Origin of the sequence: Shimia sp. R9_1 (assembly GCF_017743775.1) — a bacterium.
GTDB lineage: Bacteria > Pseudomonadota > Alphaproteobacteria > Rhodobacterales > Rhodobacteraceae > Shimia.
The window spans coordinates 128,837-147,517 of record NZ_JAGHRN010000005.1 but is presented as its reverse complement, the minus strand read 5'-3'; the positions used below and the strand labels follow the sequence as shown (position 1 = coordinate 147,517).

General features: G+C 61.4%; 17 protein-coding genes. 6 read left to right on the top strand and 11 right to left on the bottom strand.

Features of this window, described 5'->3' with window-relative positions:
* Window positions 1-176 precede the first annotated feature (176 nt).
* Together J7399_RS16100 and truA are read right to left on the bottom strand one after the other, a co-directional pair.
* Window positions 177-1,298 (bottom strand): beta-ketoacyl-ACP synthase III, encoded by a 1,122-nt coding sequence (locus tag J7399_RS16100; protein WP_209087536.1) that lies wholly within the window; start codon window positions 1,296-1,298, stop codon window positions 177-179.
* 134 nt (window positions 1,299-1,432) lie between these two features.
* Window positions 1,433-2,200 (bottom strand): tRNA pseudouridine(38-40) synthase TruA, encoded by a 768-nt coding sequence (gene truA / locus J7399_RS16095; RefSeq protein ID WP_209087534.1) that lies wholly within the window; start codon window positions 2,198-2,200, stop codon window positions 1,433-1,435.
* A 107-nt stretch (window positions 2,201-2,307) separates the two neighbouring features.
* Between truA and J7399_RS16090 the strand changes: the two genes are divergently transcribed.
* Genes J7399_RS16090 through J7399_RS16080 form a run of 3 tightly spaced genes read left to right on the top strand, consistent with a single transcriptional unit; the run spans window position 2,308 to window position 5,164 of the window.
* Window positions 2,308-3,720, top strand: coding sequence for a YcjX family protein (locus J7399_RS16090; RefSeq protein ID WP_209087532.1), 1,413 nt, complete (start codon window positions 2,308-2,310; stop codon window positions 3,718-3,720).
* Entirely contained in the window at window positions 3,717-4,172 is a 456-nt protein-coding gene (locus tag J7399_RS16085; RefSeq protein ID WP_209087530.1) for a GNAT family N-acetyltransferase, read from the top strand. Before J7399_RS16090 ends, J7399_RS16085 begins: the two co-directional genes overlap by 4 nt.
* The gene (locus J7399_RS16080; RefSeq protein ID WP_209087528.1) at window positions 4,169-5,164 is read left to right on the top strand and encodes a TIGR01620 family protein; all 996 of its coding nucleotides are present in this window, start codon (window positions 4,169-4,171) and stop codon (window positions 5,162-5,164) included. The genes J7399_RS16085 and J7399_RS16080 overlap by 4 nt, the downstream gene beginning before the upstream one ends.
* Before the next feature lie 113 nt (window positions 5,165-5,277).
* Here J7399_RS16080 and J7399_RS16075 read toward each other — a convergent pair whose 3' ends face one another.
* Window positions 5,278-5,685, bottom strand: a complete 408-nt coding sequence (locus tag J7399_RS16075; RefSeq protein WP_209087526.1) for a group III truncated hemoglobin — start codon at window positions 5,683-5,685, stop codon at window positions 5,278-5,280.
* 307 nt (window positions 5,686-5,992) lie between these two features.
* Between J7399_RS16075 and J7399_RS16070 the strand changes: the two genes are divergently transcribed.
* The 3 genes from J7399_RS16070 (at window position 5,993) to J7399_RS16060 (ending at window position 10,194) form a co-directional block, all read left to right on the top strand.
* Window positions 5,993-6,190 (top strand): hypothetical protein, encoded by a 198-nt coding sequence (locus tag J7399_RS16070; protein WP_209087524.1) that lies wholly within the window; start codon window positions 5,993-5,995, stop codon window positions 6,188-6,190.
* A 394-nt stretch (window positions 6,191-6,584) separates the two neighbouring features.
* Window positions 6,585-9,506, top strand: coding sequence for an isoleucine--tRNA ligase (gene ileS / locus J7399_RS16065; protein WP_209087522.1), 2,922 nt, complete (start codon window positions 6,585-6,587; stop codon window positions 9,504-9,506).
* A 235-nt stretch (window positions 9,507-9,741) separates the two neighbouring features.
* Window positions 9,742-10,194 carry a methylated-DNA--[protein]-cysteine S-methyltransferase gene (locus J7399_RS16060; RefSeq protein WP_209087520.1) on the top strand — a complete coding sequence of 151 codons (453 nt, stop codon included), beginning with the start codon at window positions 9,742-9,744 and terminating at the stop codon, window positions 10,192-10,194.
* A 20-nt stretch (window positions 10,195-10,214) separates the two neighbouring features.
* On the opposite strand, the gene J7399_RS16055 is transcribed toward J7399_RS16060, so the two are convergent.
* The 8 genes from J7399_RS16055 to J7399_RS16020 all read right to left on the bottom strand — a co-directional run bounded on the left by J7399_RS16055 (window position 10,215) and on the right by J7399_RS16020 (window position 18,659).
* Window positions 10,215-10,910 carry a CDP-alcohol phosphatidyltransferase family protein gene (locus tag J7399_RS16055; protein WP_209087518.1) on the bottom strand — a complete coding sequence of 232 codons (696 nt, stop codon included), beginning with the start codon at window positions 10,908-10,910 and terminating at the stop codon, window positions 10,215-10,217.
* 119 nt (window positions 10,911-11,029) lie between these two features.
* Window positions 11,030-11,854, bottom strand: coding sequence for an NAD(P)-binding domain-containing protein (locus tag J7399_RS16050; protein WP_247742933.1), 825 nt, complete (start codon window positions 11,852-11,854; stop codon window positions 11,030-11,032).
* A 44-nt stretch (window positions 11,855-11,898) separates the two neighbouring features.
* Window positions 11,899-13,299, bottom strand: a complete 1,401-nt coding sequence (locus J7399_RS16045; RefSeq protein ID WP_209087516.1) for a PepSY domain-containing protein — start codon at window positions 13,297-13,299, stop codon at window positions 11,899-11,901.
* 72 nt (window positions 13,300-13,371) lie between these two features.
* Entirely contained in the window at window positions 13,372-13,725 is a 354-nt protein-coding gene (locus J7399_RS16040) for a DUF2946 domain-containing protein (RefSeq protein WP_209087514.1), read from the bottom strand.
* A 13-nt stretch (window positions 13,726-13,738) separates the two neighbouring features.
* Entirely contained in the window at window positions 13,739-14,392 is a 654-nt protein-coding gene (gene yihA, locus J7399_RS16035; RefSeq protein ID WP_209064463.1) for a ribosome biogenesis GTP-binding protein YihA/YsxC, read from the bottom strand.
* Complete coding sequence (locus tag J7399_RS16030; RefSeq protein WP_209087512.1) at window positions 14,392-15,135, bottom strand: MOSC N-terminal beta barrel domain-containing protein; 744 nt, start codon at window positions 15,133-15,135, stop codon at window positions 14,392-14,394. The genes yihA and J7399_RS16030 overlap by 1 nt, the downstream gene beginning before the upstream one ends.
* A complete protein-coding gene (gene yidC, locus J7399_RS16025; RefSeq protein WP_209087510.1) occupies window positions 15,135-16,961 on the bottom strand; it encodes a membrane protein insertase YidC in 1,827 nt (608 codons plus the stop codon). The genes J7399_RS16030 and yidC overlap by 1 nt, the downstream gene beginning before the upstream one ends.
* Window positions 16,962-17,105: 144 nt before the next feature.
* Complete coding sequence (locus tag J7399_RS16020; protein WP_209064468.1) at window positions 17,106-18,659, bottom strand: bifunctional diguanylate cyclase/phosphodiesterase; 1,554 nt, start codon at window positions 18,657-18,659, stop codon at window positions 17,106-17,108.
* Between the last annotated feature and the right edge of the window lie 22 nt (window positions 18,660-18,681).

Below are 18,681 nucleotides of genomic sequence, written 5' to 3'. Positions count from 1 at the left end.
GAAACAACAGCTCCCTCCGTAGACCATGCTAGCGCATTACCTTACGTGAGTCTGGTAGGGGAGACTGGGTGGTCACAGTAAAGAGAGCTGTCAATTGTGATAGTTTTCTCGAGATAGCCTATCATTTCTGACAGTCAGCGTGCGGCAGTATACCGCACACTTCGAATCACAGTTTGTTAATGACGCTTGACGAGCACGGATCCAACTGAATAGCCCGCGCCGAAGGAGCAAATCACCCCGTAGTCACCGGCTTCCAGATCGTCAGAGTATTTGGAGAAGGCGATGATGGAGCCCGCAGAGGAGGTGTTGGCGTAGTCCTGCAGGATGTTGGGCTGCTCGCCGTCTTCCGGTGTGCGGCCCAGAACCTTCTTGCCGATAAAGTCGTTCATCGACTTGTTGGCCTGGTGCAGCCAGAGGCGGCGCAGATTGTCTGGGGACACGCCTTCTGCTTCGAGGTGGGAGAGCATGTGGGCGGAGACCATTGGCACCACCTCTTTGAACACTTTGCGGCCGTTCTGCATGAACTGCATGTCGCGGCGGTCGACCACCCCATCGGGGCGGGAGCGGCGCAGGAAGCCGTTGTTGTTGCGGATGTTGTTGGAGAACTCGGTGGCGCAGCGGGTCGAGATGATTTCGAAGTAGTCGCCTTTGGCGTCTTCGGCGCGTTCGATCACGGTGGCGGTGGCCACGTCGCCAAAGATGAAGTGGCAATCGCGGTCGCGCCATTCCAGGTGGCCGGTACAGATCTCCGGGTTCACAACGATGGCTTTGCGCACGGAGCCGGAGCGCACCATGTCGGCCGCGGCCTGCAGGCCGAAGGTCGCAGAAGAGCAGGCCACGTTCATGTCAAAGGCAAAGCCGCCCGCGCCAAGCGCGTTCTGGATCTCAATTGCGATGGCCGGATAAGCACGCTCCATATTGGAGGCCGCACAGATCACCAGATCAATCTCGGAAGCGTCTGCCTGCGCCTGCGCGAGCGCTTTGGTGCAGGCATCAAGGGCCATCTCGGTCATCACGCCGGGTTCGTCATCGCTACGCTGGCGCAGCAGCGGGTGCATCACATCGGGGTTCAACACACCTTCTTTGTCGAGCACGTGGCGCTGTTTGATGCCGGAGGCCTTGTAGATGAATTCACTGGAGGAATGCTGCATGGGCTCCATCTCGCCGGCTTCGATGGCGGCGGCGTTCTGGGCGTTCATCTTGTCGGCGTAAGCATTGAAGCTTTCGACCAGCTCGTCGTTGGTGATGACTTGATCTGGCGTGAAGACACCGGTGCCGGTGATGGCTGGCTTGAACATGTGGGGCCTCAAGAGTTTCCTGTGACGGGCAAATAGCATGGATTTGGGCGAGAAGGTCAAGGGTTTACCCTTGGTAAGCTCTCGATTCTGCCTTGTTTTGCTGATCACAAGCGGGCTGAGGCCGGTTTGCAAGATCAGGGAAAGGGGGCATCCGGATAGGTGACCCCAGCCAAATAGAGACCCTGTGGCGGACACACCGGGCCGCAGGCGGCGCGGTCGCGGGCTTCCAGCGCGGCGGTCACATCATCCGGTGTCCACGCGCCTGCGCCGACGCGCTCCAGCGTGCCGACAAAGCTGCGCACCTGATTGTGCAGGAAGGAACGCGCGCGCACGTGAAAATGGATTTCCGGCCCGCCGATGGTCTCCACGCGCTCCACGCGCAGTTCATCCAGTGTTTTCTGCGGGCTCGCCGCCTGACAGATAGAGCTGCGGAAGGTGGTGAAATCATGGTTGCCAAGCAGACGGTCTGCGCCCGCCTGCATGGCGGTGACGTCGAGATCATGTTTGACCTGCCAGACAAGACCCGTTTCGTGGGTGGCGGGGGCGCGGCGCATGAGAATGCGGAAGAGATAGCGCCGTTCGGTGGCGGAAAACCGGGCGTGCCAGTCATCGTCCACGCGAGCGGCGTTGACGATGGCCACAGGGTCGGGCTTGAGCTGGAAGTTCAGGGCCTCAGACAGGCGGAAGGGATCCCAGTCTTTTTCCATGTCACAATGGGCGACCTGCGCCAGACCATGCACGCCCGCATCGGTGCGGCCTGCAGCGGCAATGGTGTGTTCGCGCGGCTCAAGCTTGGCCAAAGCGGCCTCGATGGCCCCCTGAACAGAGGGCTGATCGGCCTGGCGCTGCCAGCCTGCGAAAGGGGCGCCGTGGTATTCGACTTGGAGAGCATATCTGGGCATGGGCGTCCGGTTACCGCACTTGGGGGGAAATTTGAAGTCATTCTCACCACTGGAAATACAGGGGGCCGCCGCATAGGTTGAGGCAAACAGGCAGAGGGCCCAAGCCATTGGTCATAAGCACAATAACAGATGGGATCGCGCGCCAGGTTGAGGCGGTGGCCGATGGGGTCAGCGGTGTGTTTGAGCCTGTGGTGCGGCTGGGGGTGACCGGGCTTGCCCGTTCGGGCAAGACGGTGTTCATCACCTCGCTGGTGGCCAATCTGCTGGATCGCGGGCGCATGCCTCAGCTGGCCGCCGCCGCAGAAGGGCGCATTGAGGCGGCGTTTTTGCAGCCGCAGCCGGATCAGCTGGTGCCGCGCTTTGATTATGAGCGGCATCTGGCGATGATGACGGGGGCCGCGCCCCAATGGCCGGAGAGCACCCGCGCGATCAGCGAATTGCGGGTGTCATTGCGGGTCCGGCCCAATGGCCTTCTGGCCGGGCTGCAGGGCGCGCGCACCGTGCATCTGGATATTGTGGATTACCCGGGCGAATGGCTGCTGGATCTGGGGCTGATGGAGAAGAGCTTCGCGCAGTGGAGTGCGGAGGTTCTGGGGCGGATCGCAGCGCGGGATGAAGCGGCCGAGTTTCTGGGGCTGATGCGCGCCATGGACGGGGCGGATGATCTGGATGAACCCAAGGCGCAGGATTTGGCGGCGGCTTTTGCGGAGTATCTGCAGGCGGCGCGCGCGGGCGGCTATTCCGATTGCACCCCGGGGCGATTCTTGCTGCCCGGTGATCTGGCGGGATCGCCGGTGTTGACCTTTGCGCCGCTAGCGCCCGTGCAAAACGCGGCCAAGAGCAGCCTGTGGCGGGCGTTTGAGAAACGCTTTGAGGCCTATAAGGCGCAAGTGGTGAAGCCGTTTTTCCGCGATCATTTTGCCCGCATCGACCGGCAGGTGGTGCTGGTGGATGCGCTGGGCGCGATCCACGCGGGGCCGCGGGCGCTGGAGGATCTGCGCGGCGGGTTGGCGGACACGCTCACCGCGTTTCGCCCCGGACGCACGGCCTGGCTCACGCGGCTGCTGGGGGGACGGCGGGTGGAGAAGATCCTCTTTGCCGCTACCAAGGCGGATCATCTGCATCACAGCCAGCACCCGCAGTTGACCTCGATCATGCAGGCGCTGACACGGGAGGCGGCGGATCGCGCGCAATTTGCGGGTGCTGAGACCGAGGCGCTTTCGCTGGCTTCCTTGCGGGCTACGGTGGAGGAGACCGTCAGCCACGATGGCGCGGCGCTTGATTGTGTGCGCGGGCGTCTGCTGGCAGATGGGCGGCAGGCGGCGTTTTATCCCGGCCAGTTGCCGGAGGATCCCAATGTGTTGCTGAACGCGGCCAAGGTGGGGGCGGACGGCTGGTTGGATCAGGATTATCAGATCATGCGCTTTGCGCCTGCGGCCAATACGTTGCGCCCCGGCGAAGGCCCGCCCCATATCCGGATCGACCGCGCGGCACAGTTTTTGCTGGGAGATGTGTTGTGACGGCGGTCCTGCGCTGTGCTCAAGCATCTGATGGGCCTGTGATGGGCGCGATCCTGCAAGGCTGGATTGAAGACACGCCGTGGATGCCGGTGCTGCACAGCTTGGCCGACACCCAAGCGTTCTGCGCGCATTTGGTTGAGGCAGAGGAGTGCTGGGTGGCTGAGGCTGATGGGCAGGTTCAGGGGTTTTTGGCCAGCAAAAATGGCTGGATCACCGCGCTTTATCTGCGACCGGAGGCGCGGTGGCGTGGGCTGGGCACTGGGTTGTTGGCACGTGCGCAAGAGGGAGTGGCAGAGCTGCAGCTGTGGTGTTTTCAGGAAAACCTCGCGGCGCAGAGGTTTTACGAGGCCGCCGGGTTTTGTGCGAAAGAGCGCACGGATGGCGCGGGCAATGCGGAACGGATGCCGGACATCCGGTATGTCTGGCGGCAAGAGCGGAGAGACATGTCATGAGCAAAGGCCCGATTTTGATCGATCTGGAAGACAGTCCTGCGCCCAAGGTGGCGGAGGCGGCGCCGGTGCCGGATTTGATGGTGGAGACGCCAAGCGGGCAGGCGATGCAGGTGGCGGCCAAGCTGGGCGCGGGGAAGCCTTCGCGGTTGGCGCGGCTGTTTTGGGCCTTGGTGGCGGCGTTTCTCGGGGCGGCGCTTTCGGTGGCGGCTTGGGATTTTGTGACCGGACTGGTGGTGCGGTTTCCGCTCTTAGGCTGGGCTGTGACGGCAATCGGCGCGGCGGCTTTGGTGGTGGCTGTGCTGATCATTTTGAAAGAGCTGGCAGGGCTGGCGCGGCTGCGGCGCGTGGACGGGCTGAAGGCGCGGGTGGATGCGGCGGTGCGGGCCCATGATCTGACGCAGGCGCGGGGCGTTGTGGATGATTTGCTGCGGTTTTACCGCGGGCGGGAGGATCTGGCCTGGGGGCGGGATGGTCTGAGCAAACAGCGCGAAGAGGTGCTGGACGCAGATGCGCTGATCACTTTGGCGGAGGCGGAGCTGATGGCGCCGCTGGATATGGCGGCGCAGCGCGAGGTGGAGGCGGCAGCGCGGCAGGTGGCGGCGGTGACAGCGTTGGTGCCGCTGGCGCTGGCGGATGTCGTGGCGGCGCTGACGTCAAATGTGCGCATGATCCGGCGGATTGCGGAGATTTATGGCGGGCGGTCGGGCACGCTGGGCAGCTGGCGGCTGTTTCGCGCGGTGATGACACATCTGGTGGCCACGGGGGCCGTGGCTGCAGGCGAAGACCTGATTGGCACGGTTGCAGGCGGCGGCGCGTTGGCCAAGCTCAGCCGCCGGTTTGGCGAGGGCATCGTGAATGGCGCGCTGACCGCACGCGTGGGTGTTGCGGCGATGGAAGTGTGCCGTCCGTTGCCCTTTGGTGCGGGGCGCAGGCCTTCGGTGGCAGGGCTGGTGAAGCGGGCCTTGACCGGGCTGTTCAACAAAGAGAGCTGAGGGGGCAGGGTGTCACAACCGGCCGCTGCGCTTGTGGCGGCTTTGGGGAGCCTCCGGCGGGGATATTTAAGGCAAGAGGAAGCGGTGGTGAGGCCGTGTTTAAGCGGGGGGGATCAGCGCAGGATTGGGACGCCGCCGGGGCCTTTGATCTGCTCGACCACGCCGGCGCGCAGGGAACGGCCGATTTTATGCGCCAGAGCAGACCAGGCGGCGGCTTGGTCCTCGGAGAGTTCGCGCTTCAGCGTCATCTCAAAAAGCGCAAGCCAGGCGTCAAACATGCCGGGGCGCACATTGCCCGCCTCGCGGTGGACCTTGAGCGGATTGCCGTCATAAGAGCGCTCATACAGTATCGCATTGGCCCAGAAATCGGCCACCTTGGCCTCATGGGCGGGCCAATCCTCCACATGTACGGCAAAGACCGGCCCGAGACCCGGGTGCTGGCGCACCATTTCGTAAAACGCGGCCACCACGCGGGAGATCTCTTCGCGTGTCACGTCAAATTTTGGAGGCAATGTGGCCATGTCTTGGTGTCCTTTTGGACGTGCCTACAGAGGTGCTGCTGCGCACACAAGCGCGCAGGGTGCTTTGCGGGTGTGACATATGTGTTTTACTTGGGGTTGGGAAGTGAAACACTCGGGTTTGGTTGTTGAGCAAATCTGTCAAGTAACTGAAAGTAAACAAAAATAATCTTGAGGTTGCGGGTTTTTAAGGATACCACTGGAGCACGAATTGATGTGGGGCTCGTGGTGAGTCTCGATAGCCAGCAGAACAACCACAGCCAGCCCGTCGCCAGCCAGTTTGGGTTCTGAAAAGCAAAAGGAAAGACCGATGACTGATAAAGCTTGCAACGTATGTGCGTTCTTTGACGGGGCTGCTGTTTCTGAAGCTGCGAAAGCCGATACCGCGGGTCTGTGCCGCTTCAACGCGCCGACCTTCCTCACCGAAGAGGAGATGAAAGGCGCGGCGCAATGGCCGGTTGTGAAAAGCAACGACTGGTGCGGCAGCTTTGAAGGTCAGGCGGCCTAAGTCGTCGACTTTGTGTCTGACGGTTTTCTGATCAGACCAGCGCGCCAGATGAGGCTCTTTTAGGTCCCCTCAGGTCACGCCACGCAGCCAGCTTTTGCCAGCCACGCCGCCAGACCAACCCGGACCCAGCCAGCCCGTTTGACAGCATGTGAGGGAGTTGCGATTGCCGCAGCTCCCTTTCTTATATGGTCTTGGGCGTGCTGAGGGGGCGATCATTGCTTTACCCCATGGGCTGAGCCGCCTATAAGGCGCTCATGACGCAGATATTCGCAATTATTATTCGAATTATCAGCCCGGCGCTCTGATCCAAGAACGAGCCGCCGGGACAAGGCGTATGGACTGCCGCGCCGCTCTACATCCTTCCAAATAAGACCGCCTGAAAAGGACCGGACACATGTGTGCCGATACCGTCAAAGAGACCCCAGAGTACAAAGATACGCTGAACCTTCCGAAAACCGATTTCCCGATGCGCGCGGGGCTGCCCAAGCGTGAGCCTGCGTGGCTGGAGCGTTGGGAAAAGCTGGGTGTGTATGACCGCCTGCGCGAGAAAGAGGGGCGCACGCCCTTCACGCTGCATGACGGCCCGCCCTATGCGAATGGCCATTTGCACATCGGTCACGCGCTGAACAAGACCATCAAGGATATGATCGTGCGCTCCCATCAAATGATGGGCCATGATGCGCGCTATGTGCCGGGCTGGGACTGTCACGGTCTGCCGATCGAGTGGAAGATCGAGGAGCAGTATCGCAAGAAGGGCAAAGACAAAGACGCGGTGGATATTGTCGAGTTCCGTCAGGAATGCCGCAAGTTTGCCGAGGGCTGGATCGACATCCAGCGCGAGGAGTTCAAACGTCTGGGCATCACCGGCAACTGGCCAAACCCTTACATCACCATGGATTACCATGCCGAGGCGGTGATTGCCGATGAGTTCATGAAGTTCCTCATGAACGGCACGCTCTATCAGGGCAGCAAGCCTGTGATGTGGTCTCCGGTCGAGAAAACCGCGCTGGCGGAAGCGGAAGTTGAGTATCACGACAAGGAAAGCTTCACGATCTGGGTGAAGTTCAAAGTGGCTGAGCCGGCTGATCACAAGCTGGCGGGCGCTTATGTGGTGATCTGGACCACCACGCCCTGGACGATCCCCTCCAACAAGGCGGTCGTGTTTGGCAAAGACATTGCCTATGGCCTCTATGAAGTGACCGGAACGCCGGAAGAAAGCTGGGCCAAGGTGGGTGACCGTTTTGTGCTGGCGGATAATCTGGCCGGTGACGTGATGACCCGCGCGCGTCTGGATGCAGACATGTGGAAACGTGTCGGTGACGTGCCTGTGAGCGATCTGGAAGGTGTGGGGCTTGCCCACCCGCTGCATGGTGCGGACGGCGCGAACGGCGAATGGGATGACCTGCGTGATTTCCGTGCAGCCGAGTTTGTGACCGACACCGAAGGCACCGGCTTTGTGCACTGCGCGCCAAGCCACGGTATGGAGGAATTTGAGCTCTACCGTGATCTCGGCATGCTGGAGAGCGTTCTGACCTATAACGTCATGGACGACGGTGGCTTCCGTGCGGATCTGCCGTTCTTTGGTGGCAAATACATCCTGAACCGCAAAGGCGGTGAGGGTGATGCCAACAAAACCATCATCGACAAGTTGGTCGAAGTGGGCGGCCTGCTGGCGCGCGGCAAGATCAAGCACAGCTATCCGCACAGCTGGCGCTCCAAAGCGCCGATCATCTACCGCAACACGCCGCAGTGGTTTGCAAGCGTGGATCGCAAGCTGGATGACGGCAAAGGCGAGATGGGCGACAGCATCCGCGAACGCGCGCTGCGTTCCATCGATGAGCTGGTGAAATGGACCCCGCAGAAGGGCCGCAACCGTCTTTATTCCATGATCCAAGACCGCCCGGATTGGGTGCTGTCGCGTCAGCGCGCCTGGGGTGTGCCGCTCACCTGCTTTGTGAAGAAAGGCGCGCTGCCCACCGATGAGGGCTTCCTGTTGCGCGATCCTGAGGTGAACGCGCGCATCAAGGCGGCCTTTGAAGAAGAAGGCGCGGATTGCTGGTATGTGGAAGGCGCGAAAGAGCGCTTCCTTGGTGACGGCTATAACGCGGATGAGTGGGAGCAGGTGTTTGACGTGCTCGACGTGTGGTTTGACTCAGGCTCCACCCACGCCTTTGTGCTGCGCGACCGTGAGGACGGCACCGAGGACGGCATTGCTGACGTCTACATGGAAGGCACCGACCAGCACCGTGGTTGGTTCCACAGCTCGCTGCTGCAGGCCTCGGCCACGCTGGGCCGTGCGCCTTACCGAAATGTGGTGACCCACGGCTTTACGCTGGATGCCAAGGGCAACAAGATGTCCAAATCTCTGGGCAACACCATTGTGCCTGAGAAAGTTGTGCAGCAGTACGGCGCGGATATCCTGCGCCTTTGGGTGGCACAGACCGACTACACCGCGGATCAGCGGATCGGGGATGAGATCCTGAAAGGTGTGGCGGACAGCTATCGCCGTCTGCGCAACACCATGCGCTTTATGCTGGGCTCCCTCAGCGGGTTCACCGAGGCGGATCGTGTGGATGTGGCGGATATGCCGGAGCTGGAGCGCTGGGTGCTGCATCGTCTGGCGGAGCTCGATCATCAGGTGCGCAAGGGCTATGCGGAATTCAACTTCCAAGGGGTTGTCTCTGCGGTCTTCAACTTTGCCACTGTGGAGCTGTCGGCCTTCTACTTCGATATCCGCAAGGATGCGCTGTATTGTGATGGGGACACGCTGAACCGTCGCGCGGCGCGCACGGTGCTCGATATCCTGTTCCACCGCCTGACCACATGGCTCGCGCCGGTGCTGGTGTTCACCATGGAAGAGGTCTGGCTGGAGCGCTTCCCGGGGGACGACAGCTCTGTGCATCTGATCGACTTCCCGGAAACGCCTGCGGATTGGCTCAATGAGCCGCTGGCTGCGAAATGGGCCAAGGTGCGTGAAGTGCGCCGTGTTGTCACTGCCGCGCTTGAGGTGCAGCGGACCGACAAGGTGATCGGTGCGTCGCTTGAGGCGGCTCCGGTGGTGCACGTGCGTGACGCTGAAGTGGTTGAGGCGCTTAAGACGGTGAACTTTGCTGACGTCTGCATCACCTCCACCATCGACGTGAACAACGACCCAAGCCCGGCAGAGGCCTTCCGCCTGCCGGAAGTTGAGGGTGTTGGCGTGGTCTTTGAGAAGGCTGATGGCGAGAAATGTCAGCGCTGCTGGAAGATCCTGCCTGACGTTGGCAAGCACAGCCATGACGGTGTTTGTGGCCGTTGTAACGACGCGCTGGGCTGAGGCTTTCGCCAAAGAGATTGAGGAGGGCGTCCGGTTTGGGCGCCCTTTTTTGTTGAGGGTCAGCGACCGACCGTGGGTGGGCGTCGTCGTCCGCCGGATCGTGCTTTATCTCTGCCAAACACGTTCTCGGTTTCCATTATGTGCTTGGGCAACCAAGCGCCCGCCCATGGGGGCGGGCGCTGGCCCGGCGGCCTGCGGCCTTGATTCTGGGCGGGGGAGGCGGCATCGTGCGCCCATGTTGCAAACCACCGTTGAAACCCCGACTGGCCTTATGACCTTGACCGAAGAGGACGGGGCCATCACCCGTGCGGAATGGGGGCAGGGGGGCGCGGACGACACGCCCTTACTGCGAGAGGCGGCGGCGCAGTTGGTGGCTTATTTTGCTGATCCCGCGCGGGGATTTGATCTGCCCTTGCGGGTGGAAGCGTCGGAGTTTCAGCAGAAAGTCTGTGATGCCATGCTGGCGATCCCATTGGGAGAGACCCGCACCTATGGTGATCTGGCCAAAGAGATCGGCGTGCCTGCGCAGGCGATCGGCCAGGGCTGTGGCGGAAATCCGATTCCGGTGATAATCCCCTGCCACCGCGTGCTGGGAGCGAATGGGCTTGGCGGGTTTTCAGGGCGCGGCGGTGTGGAGACCAAAGTCTGGCTGCTCAAACATGAGCGCGCGGGTGGCTTGCTGATCTGACGGCCCTAGGGCGGTGCGGCTCAGAGGCGTTCGCGGTAGAGGATTTGCTGCGCAGCACCTGCGCCGAGAAGATAGACCGAGGTGGCCACCAGGCCCCAATGCGCCCAGCTTTCGGGGTGGAAATCGACCCATGCGGCCCAGCCTGCAAAGAAGGTCCATGCAAGTGCTGTGGGCAGAGACAGCCAGCGCCAGCGCTCGGTGCGCACCGGGTGGATGAACTTGATCGGCAGGAACATCGCCACCGCCAGAACGGTCACAAGCGCGAGGCTGACCCAGAAGTTGGGTTCCACCGCGAAGATGACAATCACAAGCATGTTCCAGCATCCGGGGAAACCCGAGAAGGAATTGTCTTTGGTTTTCATGCGGGTGTCGGCGAAATAGAGCGCCGAAGTGAAGGTGATCACGATGATCGCAAACCAACCGGTCCAGCCGTCCATCAGCCCTGATTTGAAGAGCGCGAAGGCGGGGATGAACACATAGGTCAGATAGTCGATGATCAGATCGAGCAGCACGCCGTCAAACTCAGCCGCGTTTTTCTTCACGTCGTAGTGGCGCGCGAGCGGGCCGTCGATGCCGTCCACGATGAAGGCCACCACGAGCCAGAGGAACATGAGGCTCCATTTGCTATCAGCTGCGGCGAGCATCGCCAGCATTGCGAAAACCGCCCCGGTAGCAGTGAAGAGATGAACGGAGAGCGCGCGTGCATGAAGTGTCATGTCGTTGTCATGCAGCAAAATGGGGCGTTTGGCAACGGTTGAGCGCGCCTCTTGCAAGGCACTTTTTAGAGAGATGCCTTTGTGATGGGCGCGGGTTTGGGAAAGCTTGGCGCGTGGGCTTATGCGCGTGGTTTGAGCGCGCGGATCTGGGTTTTGATGAGATCAGGCAACGCGGTGTCGGCCCCTTCGGGCGCGGCGTCCAGCGCAGAGGCCACGTTTTTGGTGAGGATGCCGATTGTGTTGTCCACTTCCCAGCCATCGCGGGCAAATTCGATCTCCTCAAATCCTGAGGCGAGCCAGTTTTGCCCGGAGGAGGTGTGGATGAGATCCAGAAGCGCGCGCTCTTCCAGACCGCTCTGATCGGCCCAATCGAGCACAAGGCGGGTCATGGCAGTGTTGGAGGCGGCGAGCAGGTTGTTGAGCACTTTGGCCTGCATGCCCGCGCCAAAGCCTCCCATGTGGTGAAAATGCGCGCCCATGGCCTCAAACAGAGGCTGATGCGTGGCGATGTCCTGTGGCTCGCCGCCAAGCATGAAGGACAGACGGGCCTCTTCGGCGGCAACGGCGGCGCCGGACATGGGGGCGTCGATCAGGGTGATGTGCGGTGAGATCCTGTCGCGCAGCGCACGGACGTAGCGTGGCGACAGGGTGGAGGAGATGATGACGGTGGAAAGATTGGGCGCGGTTGCGATCAGATTTTGCGCGCCAAAGAGCACATCGTCGGTCTGAGCGACGTCACGCACCACGGTGATCAGCGTGGTGAGCCGGGTCGCGAAATCGGGGAGGGGCAGGATATGCGGTGCAAGCGCGCCGAAGTCTGAGGGCGGGCGCACATCAAAGCCTTTGGCGTCAAACCCTGCGGCACGGAGCGCGGCGAGCATCGGAGCGCCCATGCGGCCGCAGCCTGCGATGCCGACGCCGGTGGCGAAATCTGGATTGGTCAAGTTATGGCCCCCGCCTGCGTGATGCCGGCGGGGGCTCACGTGATTTAAGAGAATGCGCGTTTGAGCGCTGGTACGTTTGAGAGCACTATAACGTCAAAGGCGAGCACGGCCAGCAGGGTGAGGCCAACAAGCGGGAAGGCGATGGAGACCACGGCTGCGATCAGGAGCGCGCCTTTCCAGAGCGGCATTTCACGCGGTGCTGGCGGGGCGGCGAGACGCAGGGCTTTGCCCGGGCGGCGTTTCACCCACATGATCACGCCGGAAACACAGAGGAAGATCACCGCAAGGCAGAACAGGGTGTTCAGGATCAGGTTCCAAAGCCCCATGAGGCCCATGTGGAAGGGAATGCTGACCGCCATGGATTTGCCAGCGACGGAATAGTCGGCAAAGCGCACCTCGGCGAGGATTTTGCCGGTGTATTGATCCACATGCACGGTCACATCGCCCATTGGGTCGGTGCTGTCGCTGCTCATGCTGTCACGGTTGATGGTCCAGACGCCTGTTTCATCCCCCGGGTAAGCGACGCGGAAGCGGCCCTCAAGGCCCAGCGCGCGGCCCAAAGCCACGAGGCTGTTGATGTCAACCGCCGCGCCCTCAGGTGTGCCGGTGACGCCCACATCGGAGCCGGAGGCAGGCATTTGCGTTTGTTCAAGCGCCCATGGCACGTCGTTCTGGTTGCCGTGGCCCATGGCGGCGTGGGTGCTGTCTGACAGAGGCACGTTGTTCCATTTTTCAGCCGGGAAGGTCGACCAAGCCTGAACAAATTTGCCGCCCCAGATGCCGGCCCATGCCAGACCGGAGATCAGGAAGATCACCATGAGGGCCGAGATCCAGAAGCCGACAACCGCGTGCAGGCTTTTCCAAAGCGCGCGACCACGGGCGGCGAGGTTTGGCACCAGAACGGAGACGGAGTTGCCACGGGGCCACCAGATGTAAAGCCCGGTGAGCACCAGAACGAGGCCGAGGCCTGCCGCGATCTCAATCAGGCGATCACCTGTGTCACCCAGCAGCAGAGAGCCGTGCACATTGTCGGCAAAGTCATACCAGCCGGTGCGGCGGTCCCAGCTTTCCAGAACGGTGCCGGTGTAGGGATCAACGGCGACGAGTTGCTGGTTGCTGTCTGTTTTGACGCGGAAGACAGCGGCGAGGCTATCGCTTTTGGGGCCGATGTATTCCACCACGGTGCCGGGCACAGCGTTGGTGGCGGCCCCTGCCTGTTCTGAGATCGAGAGGGCGGTGGCTTGTGGCGTGACGGCGATTTTCTCCCCGTCGCGCCCGTCAAACTGGGTGATGAACATCATCATCATTCCGGTGATGGCAAGCATCATCAGGAAGGGGATCACATAGAGACCCGCATAAAAATGCCAGCGCCATGCGGCGAAATAGAGTTTCTGGGACAGGGTGTTGGTGGCGGCTTCGCCGCTGAATTGGCTGTTCTGAGCCATGAAGATATCTCCTGACAGACCGCAGCCCGTGCAATCGGGGCGGTTTGGATAAAGCTAGGTTTTGAAGGGGTGTCAGGAGAGGGAAGGGGGGGCGCGCGCGTCATAGCGGCGGTGAAAGCCTGCGCTTTCGTGGGTGAAGCCCTGATGTTGCCAGAGCGCGGTGCGCGTGCCCTCCAGCAGCAAAGGGTGCGGGCCGTCTGCCACAATGGCGACATCAGGCACAGCGGAGAAGGCGCAGGGGCTGCGCTCTTCGCCGGTGCGTTCGTGCAATGGCACGGGCTCGCCGTTTTCATCGACGAGCATCTCCACCATTTCATCTGCGGTACAGAGCACGAGCAGGATGTGGCCGTCGTCCATCACCTTTGGCATCCACCCTTTGGGGATGACAGCTGTCAGGCCGATGGCCAACAGCAGGATCAGGGGCAACAGCCGCTGCAATTTATGCAAGCCCTGCGATGATGGCGCGTAGGGTGCCGATGCCGTCGCCCTTCTCAGAGCTGGTCAGCACCATCTCAGGATAGGCGGCCGGGTGTTTGGCGAGTTTCTCGCGCACCTGTTTGAAGATCTTTTCGCGATCTTTCTCTTTCACCTTGTCGGCTTTGGTCATCACCACCTGAAAGGTCACGGCGGAGCTGTCCAGAAGAGACATGATCTCTTCGTCCACGTCTTTCACGCCATGGCGGCTGTCGATCAGCACAAAGGCGCGGCGCAGGTTGGCGCGGCCAGAGAGATATTGCTTCAGCAGGCGCTGCCATTTCTCGACCACCGGTAGCGGCGCGTTGGCGTAGCCATAGCCCGGAAGGTCCACAAGATAGTGGCTGTCGGTCAGGGTGAAGAAGTTGATTTCCTGCGTGCGGCCCGGCGTGTTGGAGGCACGTGCCAGACGGGTACGCCCGGTCAGCGCGTTGATCAGGCTGGATTTGCCCACGTTGGAGCGGCCCGCAAAGCAGACCTCGACACGGTCACCGGCGGGCAGGCCATCCATGGCAACCACACCTTTGAGAAAGTCGGAGTTGGCACCATTGAAGAGCTTGCGGCCGCGCTCCAGCGCGATCGGTTCCGGGTCTTCGACAAATGGGAAGGGCAGTTGCATCAGAGAAGCTCCGCTGTGTCGCCGACGGAAATGTCGCCGGATTTGGTTACGACACCGTAAACGCCGAAGTCCTGATGGCCATAGGCCCCCTTCAGTGCGCCCAGCGTATCGGCATCGCGTACGCCGGTATCGGGGTTGGATGTGGTGGCAAGGCAGCGGGTGATGCGCTCGCGCACTTCGATTTCGGCGGTGCCGATGCGCAGGGTCTTTCCGATCCAGTCAAACTCGGAAAACGCTTCAAACCCGTCCAGCCAGATATTGCCGCGCCAGCGCTCTGTGGAGAGCGATTGGCCCAAGAGCTCCTCGACCGCGCGGTGGCTGGCGGTGGCGTGGATTGCGATGGAGGGGAAGTTGCTGTCGGTCATGCCAACCTCGCCTGCGGGCACCAGTTTGGCACTGGCGGCGCGGTCTTTGGGCATGATCGGGCGCACCCAATCGATCAGCTTGTCGCCTTGGGTGGCGGGATCGATGGTGAGTTCCCACAGATCAGGGTGGTTCAGGGTGATTTTGCCGCTGTCCTCATCCACCTTGGCGGTGATGGCCATCAGGGCAGGGGCCCCGGCGGCACGGGAGAAATTACGGCAGGAGGCCCATTCGCCACCTTCGGTCTTGGCAGCCTCATGGGCCACGGCCCAGCGGCGATCCCAGGGGAAGGTCTGGCCTTCGACCAAAGAAATGTGACCCACGGACTCGCGTCCGTGGGCCTTGATTGGGTGTCTCCAAAGTGCGGCAACTGTGCCCATCACTTGGCGTCCTCTTTTGGTTTTTTCTTAAAGCTGGCTTTGATGTTGCCAAATACGTCCGGTTTGTAGCCGTGCTGACGCATGATGGCGTACTGCTGCACGAAGGTGATCACGTTGTTGGTGATCCAGTAGACCACGAGGCCGGAGGCAAAGCTGCCGAGCATGAACATGAAGACCCATGGCATCCAGGCAAAGATCATTTGCTGGGTCGGATCGGTGGGCGCCGGGTTCAGCTTTTGCTGCAGCCACATGGAGATACCCAGCAGGATTGGCAGAATGCCGAGGCTGAAGATCTCAAAGAAGCCCAGTTCAGGAATGCCGAAGGGCAACAGGCCGAACAGGTTGAAGATCGAGCTTGGATCCGGCGCGGACAGGTCGGTGATCCAGCCAAGCCATGGGGCGTGGCGCAGCTCAAGCGTCACGAAGATCACTTTGTAGAGCGAGAAGAAGATCGGGATCTGGATCAGGATCGGCAGACAGCCGGCCGCTGGGTTGACCTTTTCTTTCTTGTAAAGCTCCATCATGGATTGCTGCATTTTCTGACGGTCGTCACCGGCCGCTTCTTTCAGCTTTTCCATCTGCGGCTGGAGTTCTTTCATCTTCGCCATGGAGGCATAAGATTTATAGGCCAGCGGGAAGACGATGATTTTCAGGATCACGGTCAGGCCGATGATCGCCCAGCCCATGTTGCCGATCTGAACGTTCAGCCAGTGCAGCAGGGCAAAGATTGGCTTGGTCAGGAAGGCAAACCAGCCCCAGTCGATGGATTCAACGAAGCCCTGAACGCCGCCCTCGTTCTGATAGGCGCGGATGGTCGCCCATTCCTTGGCACCAGCAAAGAGCTGGCTGGAGGTGGTGGCGGTCTCGCCCTCGGCCACAGTGAGCGTGCGCATCACGGCTTCGGTCTGGTAGATGTCGCGGTTTGCGTCATATTTGGCGACCGATTTGAAGCCTGTGCCCGGTGCCGGGATCAGGGTGGCCATCCAGTAGTGGTCGGTGAAACCGGTCCAGCCGTTGGCCTCAACCTGTGTCACCTCAGCAGGCGCGCCTTCGCGTTGGTCAAAGGTGAAATCGGTCATGTCGTCATAGTCGATTTCAGCCAGCTCGCCGTCGGCCATGGAGACCATGCCTTCGTGCAGGATGAAGAAGTTCTTCAGATCTTCTGGCTGGCCGTAGCGCGCCAGCACACCGTATGGCGCGAGGGATACGGAACCTGCGCCGGTGTTCTCAACCGACTGGTCCACGGAGAACATGTAGTTGTCGTCCACGGAAATGGTGCGGCGGAAGGTGAGGCCTGCGCCGTTGTCCCAGGACAGGGTCACGGGCGCGTCTTCGCTCAGGATGTCGCCGCTCTCAACAGACCAGAGGGTGTTGGAACCGGGAACCTGATCAAGGTTCAGACCGGCGCCGGGGGCCCAGCCGTAGAGCGCGTAGTAGGCGTTTGGCTCACCGTTGGGAGACAGCAGGGTCACGATTTCGGAATCGGCGTCCTGTGTCACGCGGTAATCATTGAGTTTCAGATCGTCGATGCGGCCGCCCAGCAGGGAGATCGAGCCGGTCACGCGGTCGGTTGCAATGTCCAGACGGGGCGCATCTGCAGCGGCCGTTGGCTCGGCACCCGTGGCAGCGGCAGACGCCGTGTCGGTGCCAGCGCTGCTCAGGGCAGGGGCCGTAGACGGCGTGGCGGCATCAGTGCTTTCTGCGGTGATCGCCGGGGCGTTGGGATCCTCCACCGCTTCTGGTGGGGGAAACAGGGTGAACCAGATCAGGATGACGCCAAAGCTGAGCGCCGTCGCGAGGATGAGGTTCTTGTTCTGATCGTCCATTGCCGCAAGCCATCTGTCGTTGAAACGTTGGGGAGGTTCAACAGAGGTGGGGGCCAAAGGTCAAGGGGATTCGACTGGAATCACAGGAAAGCCGTTGTGTCGTTGCTTGTCTGTGCGGGGCGCGCGCGGCTGTTGGCGCGCAGATCAGCTCGGTTTGTTGCCGATCTGGAGGGCCGGGCCGATCTTTTCCTGATGGGCGGCCATCCATTTCAGGGTCTCATGGAACGGCATTGGACGGGCGATGCCGTAGCCCTGCACGTGAGAACAGCCCAGCTGCGCCAGCATGGCGTGTTCCGCGGAGTTTTCCACGCCTTCGGCCAAGGTTTCCAGGCCCAGACGCTCTGCCATGGTGACAATCGCGGCAATCATGCGCTGTTGTTCCTGATCGCGGTCCACGTTGGTGACAAAGGAGCGGTCAATCTTGATGCGCTTTACCGGCAGGCGGCGGATTGAGGAAATGGAGGCGTGGCCGGTGCCAAAGTCATCCAGATCCACAGAGCAGCCAAGGGCGGAGATGGCTTCAAGGTTGCGCACCACCATATCGTCAGGCGCACCAGCCACCACGCTTTCCAGCACTTCGATGCCCAGACGTGCAGGCAGCAGCTCCGTCCGGTCGAGTTCCCATTGAATGCGCTCCACCAGAGTGGGGCTGCGCAGCTCTTCGCCAGCGAAATTCACGCCCACGACCGGCACGCTGTAGCCCGCATCATCCCATGCGCGCAGGGCATCAAGGGATTGGCGCAGCATCAGGTCGGCAAGCTGGCTCATCTGGCCGGTCTGTTGCAGGACGTCGAGAAACTGGATGGGGGCGAGGATGCCGCGTTCGGGATGTTCCCAGCGGGCCAGCGCCTCAAAGCCGGTCACTAGGCCGGTGTCGGTGGAGACCTGCGGCTGGAACCACGCGCGGATTTGATCGCGTTGCAGGGTGCGGGCCGCTTCGCTTTGGGTTTTGCGGCGGGAGATCACCTTGCGGCCCATATCCGTGGAATAGGCGCGGATGTTGGAGGCACCGGTGAGCTGCGCTTCGTTCATGGCCATTTCGGAGGCCTGGACGAGCGCTGTCGCGGTTGGGCGGCTCAGGCGTGAGGAGAGGCAGAAGCCCACGGACACGCTGACATAGATGGAGGCCATCTGCAGGGGCACCGGCTCTTCCAAAGCGGTCTGGAAACGGGTGGCCATCTGGATGCCGCTTTCGACATCAAAATAGGCCACAGGCGCCAGCGCGACAACAAAAGCCGCATCGCCGGAGCGCGCCACCATGTCGTCAGAGCGCAGGGCGAATTTGAGACGGTTGGCGACATTGCGCAGCACGTCTTCGGCGGCCTGATCGCCGTGGTTTTCACGCAGGCGGGCAAAGTTGTCGATCTTGATGGAGAAACAGGCGGTCACGCGACCGTCGTGCTCCAGCGTCGCCATCTTGTCCTGCATCTTGTGCTCAAGACCCGTGCTGGTCAGCAGGCCGGTCAGCCCGTCTGTTTCACTGCGGCCGCGGCGCTTGGTGCTTTCGGAAAACGGCGAGAAGGCCAGAAACGGCAGCGGCAGCAGGAAGGCGCAGATCAGCAGGCCGATCTCGCCAAAGATGAACCATGCCGCCAGAGTCGCCAAAGGCACGACAAGCGGAAGCGCTTGCCGGACATGAGACTCCTGAACCCAGAATGCACGAAGCGATTCCAAGAGCTGTCCCAGCTTTGACTGCATTTGACGTTTCCCGTGCGGCATA

What these genes read in the sequence shown, in the direction of transcription:
- J7399_RS16100 (WP_209087536.1), bottom strand. Translation starts at nt 1,298, where the DNA reads ATGTTCAAGCCAGCCATCACCGGCACCGGTGTCTTCACGCCAGATCAA.
- truA (WP_209087534.1), bottom strand. Translation starts at nt 2,200, where the DNA reads ATGCCCAGATATGCTCTCCAAGTCGAATACCACGGCGCCCCTTTCGCA.
- J7399_RS16080 (WP_209087528.1), top strand. Translation starts at nt 4,169, where the DNA reads ATGAGCAAAGGCCCGATTTTGATCGATCTGGAAGACAGTCCTGCGCCC.
- J7399_RS16075 (WP_209087526.1), bottom strand. Translation starts at nt 5,685, where the DNA reads ATGGCCACATTGCCTCCAAAATTTGACGTGACACGCGAAGAGATCTCC.
- J7399_RS16070 (WP_209087524.1), top strand. Translation starts at nt 5,993, where the DNA reads ATGACTGATAAAGCTTGCAACGTATGTGCGTTCTTTGACGGGGCTGCT.
- ileS (WP_209087522.1), top strand. Translation starts at nt 6,585, where the DNA reads ATGTGTGCCGATACCGTCAAAGAGACCCCAGAGTACAAAGATACGCTG.
- J7399_RS16060 (WP_209087520.1), top strand. Translation starts at nt 9,742, where the DNA reads ATGTTGCAAACCACCGTTGAAACCCCGACTGGCCTTATGACCTTGACC.
- J7399_RS16055 (WP_209087518.1), bottom strand. Translation starts at nt 10,910, where the DNA reads ATGACACTTCATGCACGCGCGCTCTCCGTTCATCTCTTCACTGCTACC.
- J7399_RS16045 (WP_209087516.1), bottom strand. Translation starts at nt 13,299, where the DNA reads ATGGCTCAGAACAGCCAATTCAGCGGCGAAGCCGCCACCAACACCCTG.
- yihA (WP_209064463.1), bottom strand. Translation starts at nt 14,392, where the DNA reads ATGCAACTGCCCTTCCCATTTGTCGAAGACCCGGAACCGATCGCGCTG.
- J7399_RS16030 (WP_209087512.1), bottom strand. Translation starts at nt 15,135, where the DNA reads ATGGGCACAGTTGCCGCACTTTGGAGACACCCAATCAAGGCCCACGGA.
- yidC (WP_209087510.1), bottom strand. Translation starts at nt 16,961, where the DNA reads ATGGACGATCAGAACAAGAACCTCATCCTCGCGACGGCGCTCAGCTTT.
- J7399_RS16020 (WP_209064468.1), bottom strand. Translation starts at nt 18,659, where the DNA reads ATGCAGTCAAAGCTGGGACAGCTCTTGGAATCGCTTCGTGCATTCTGG.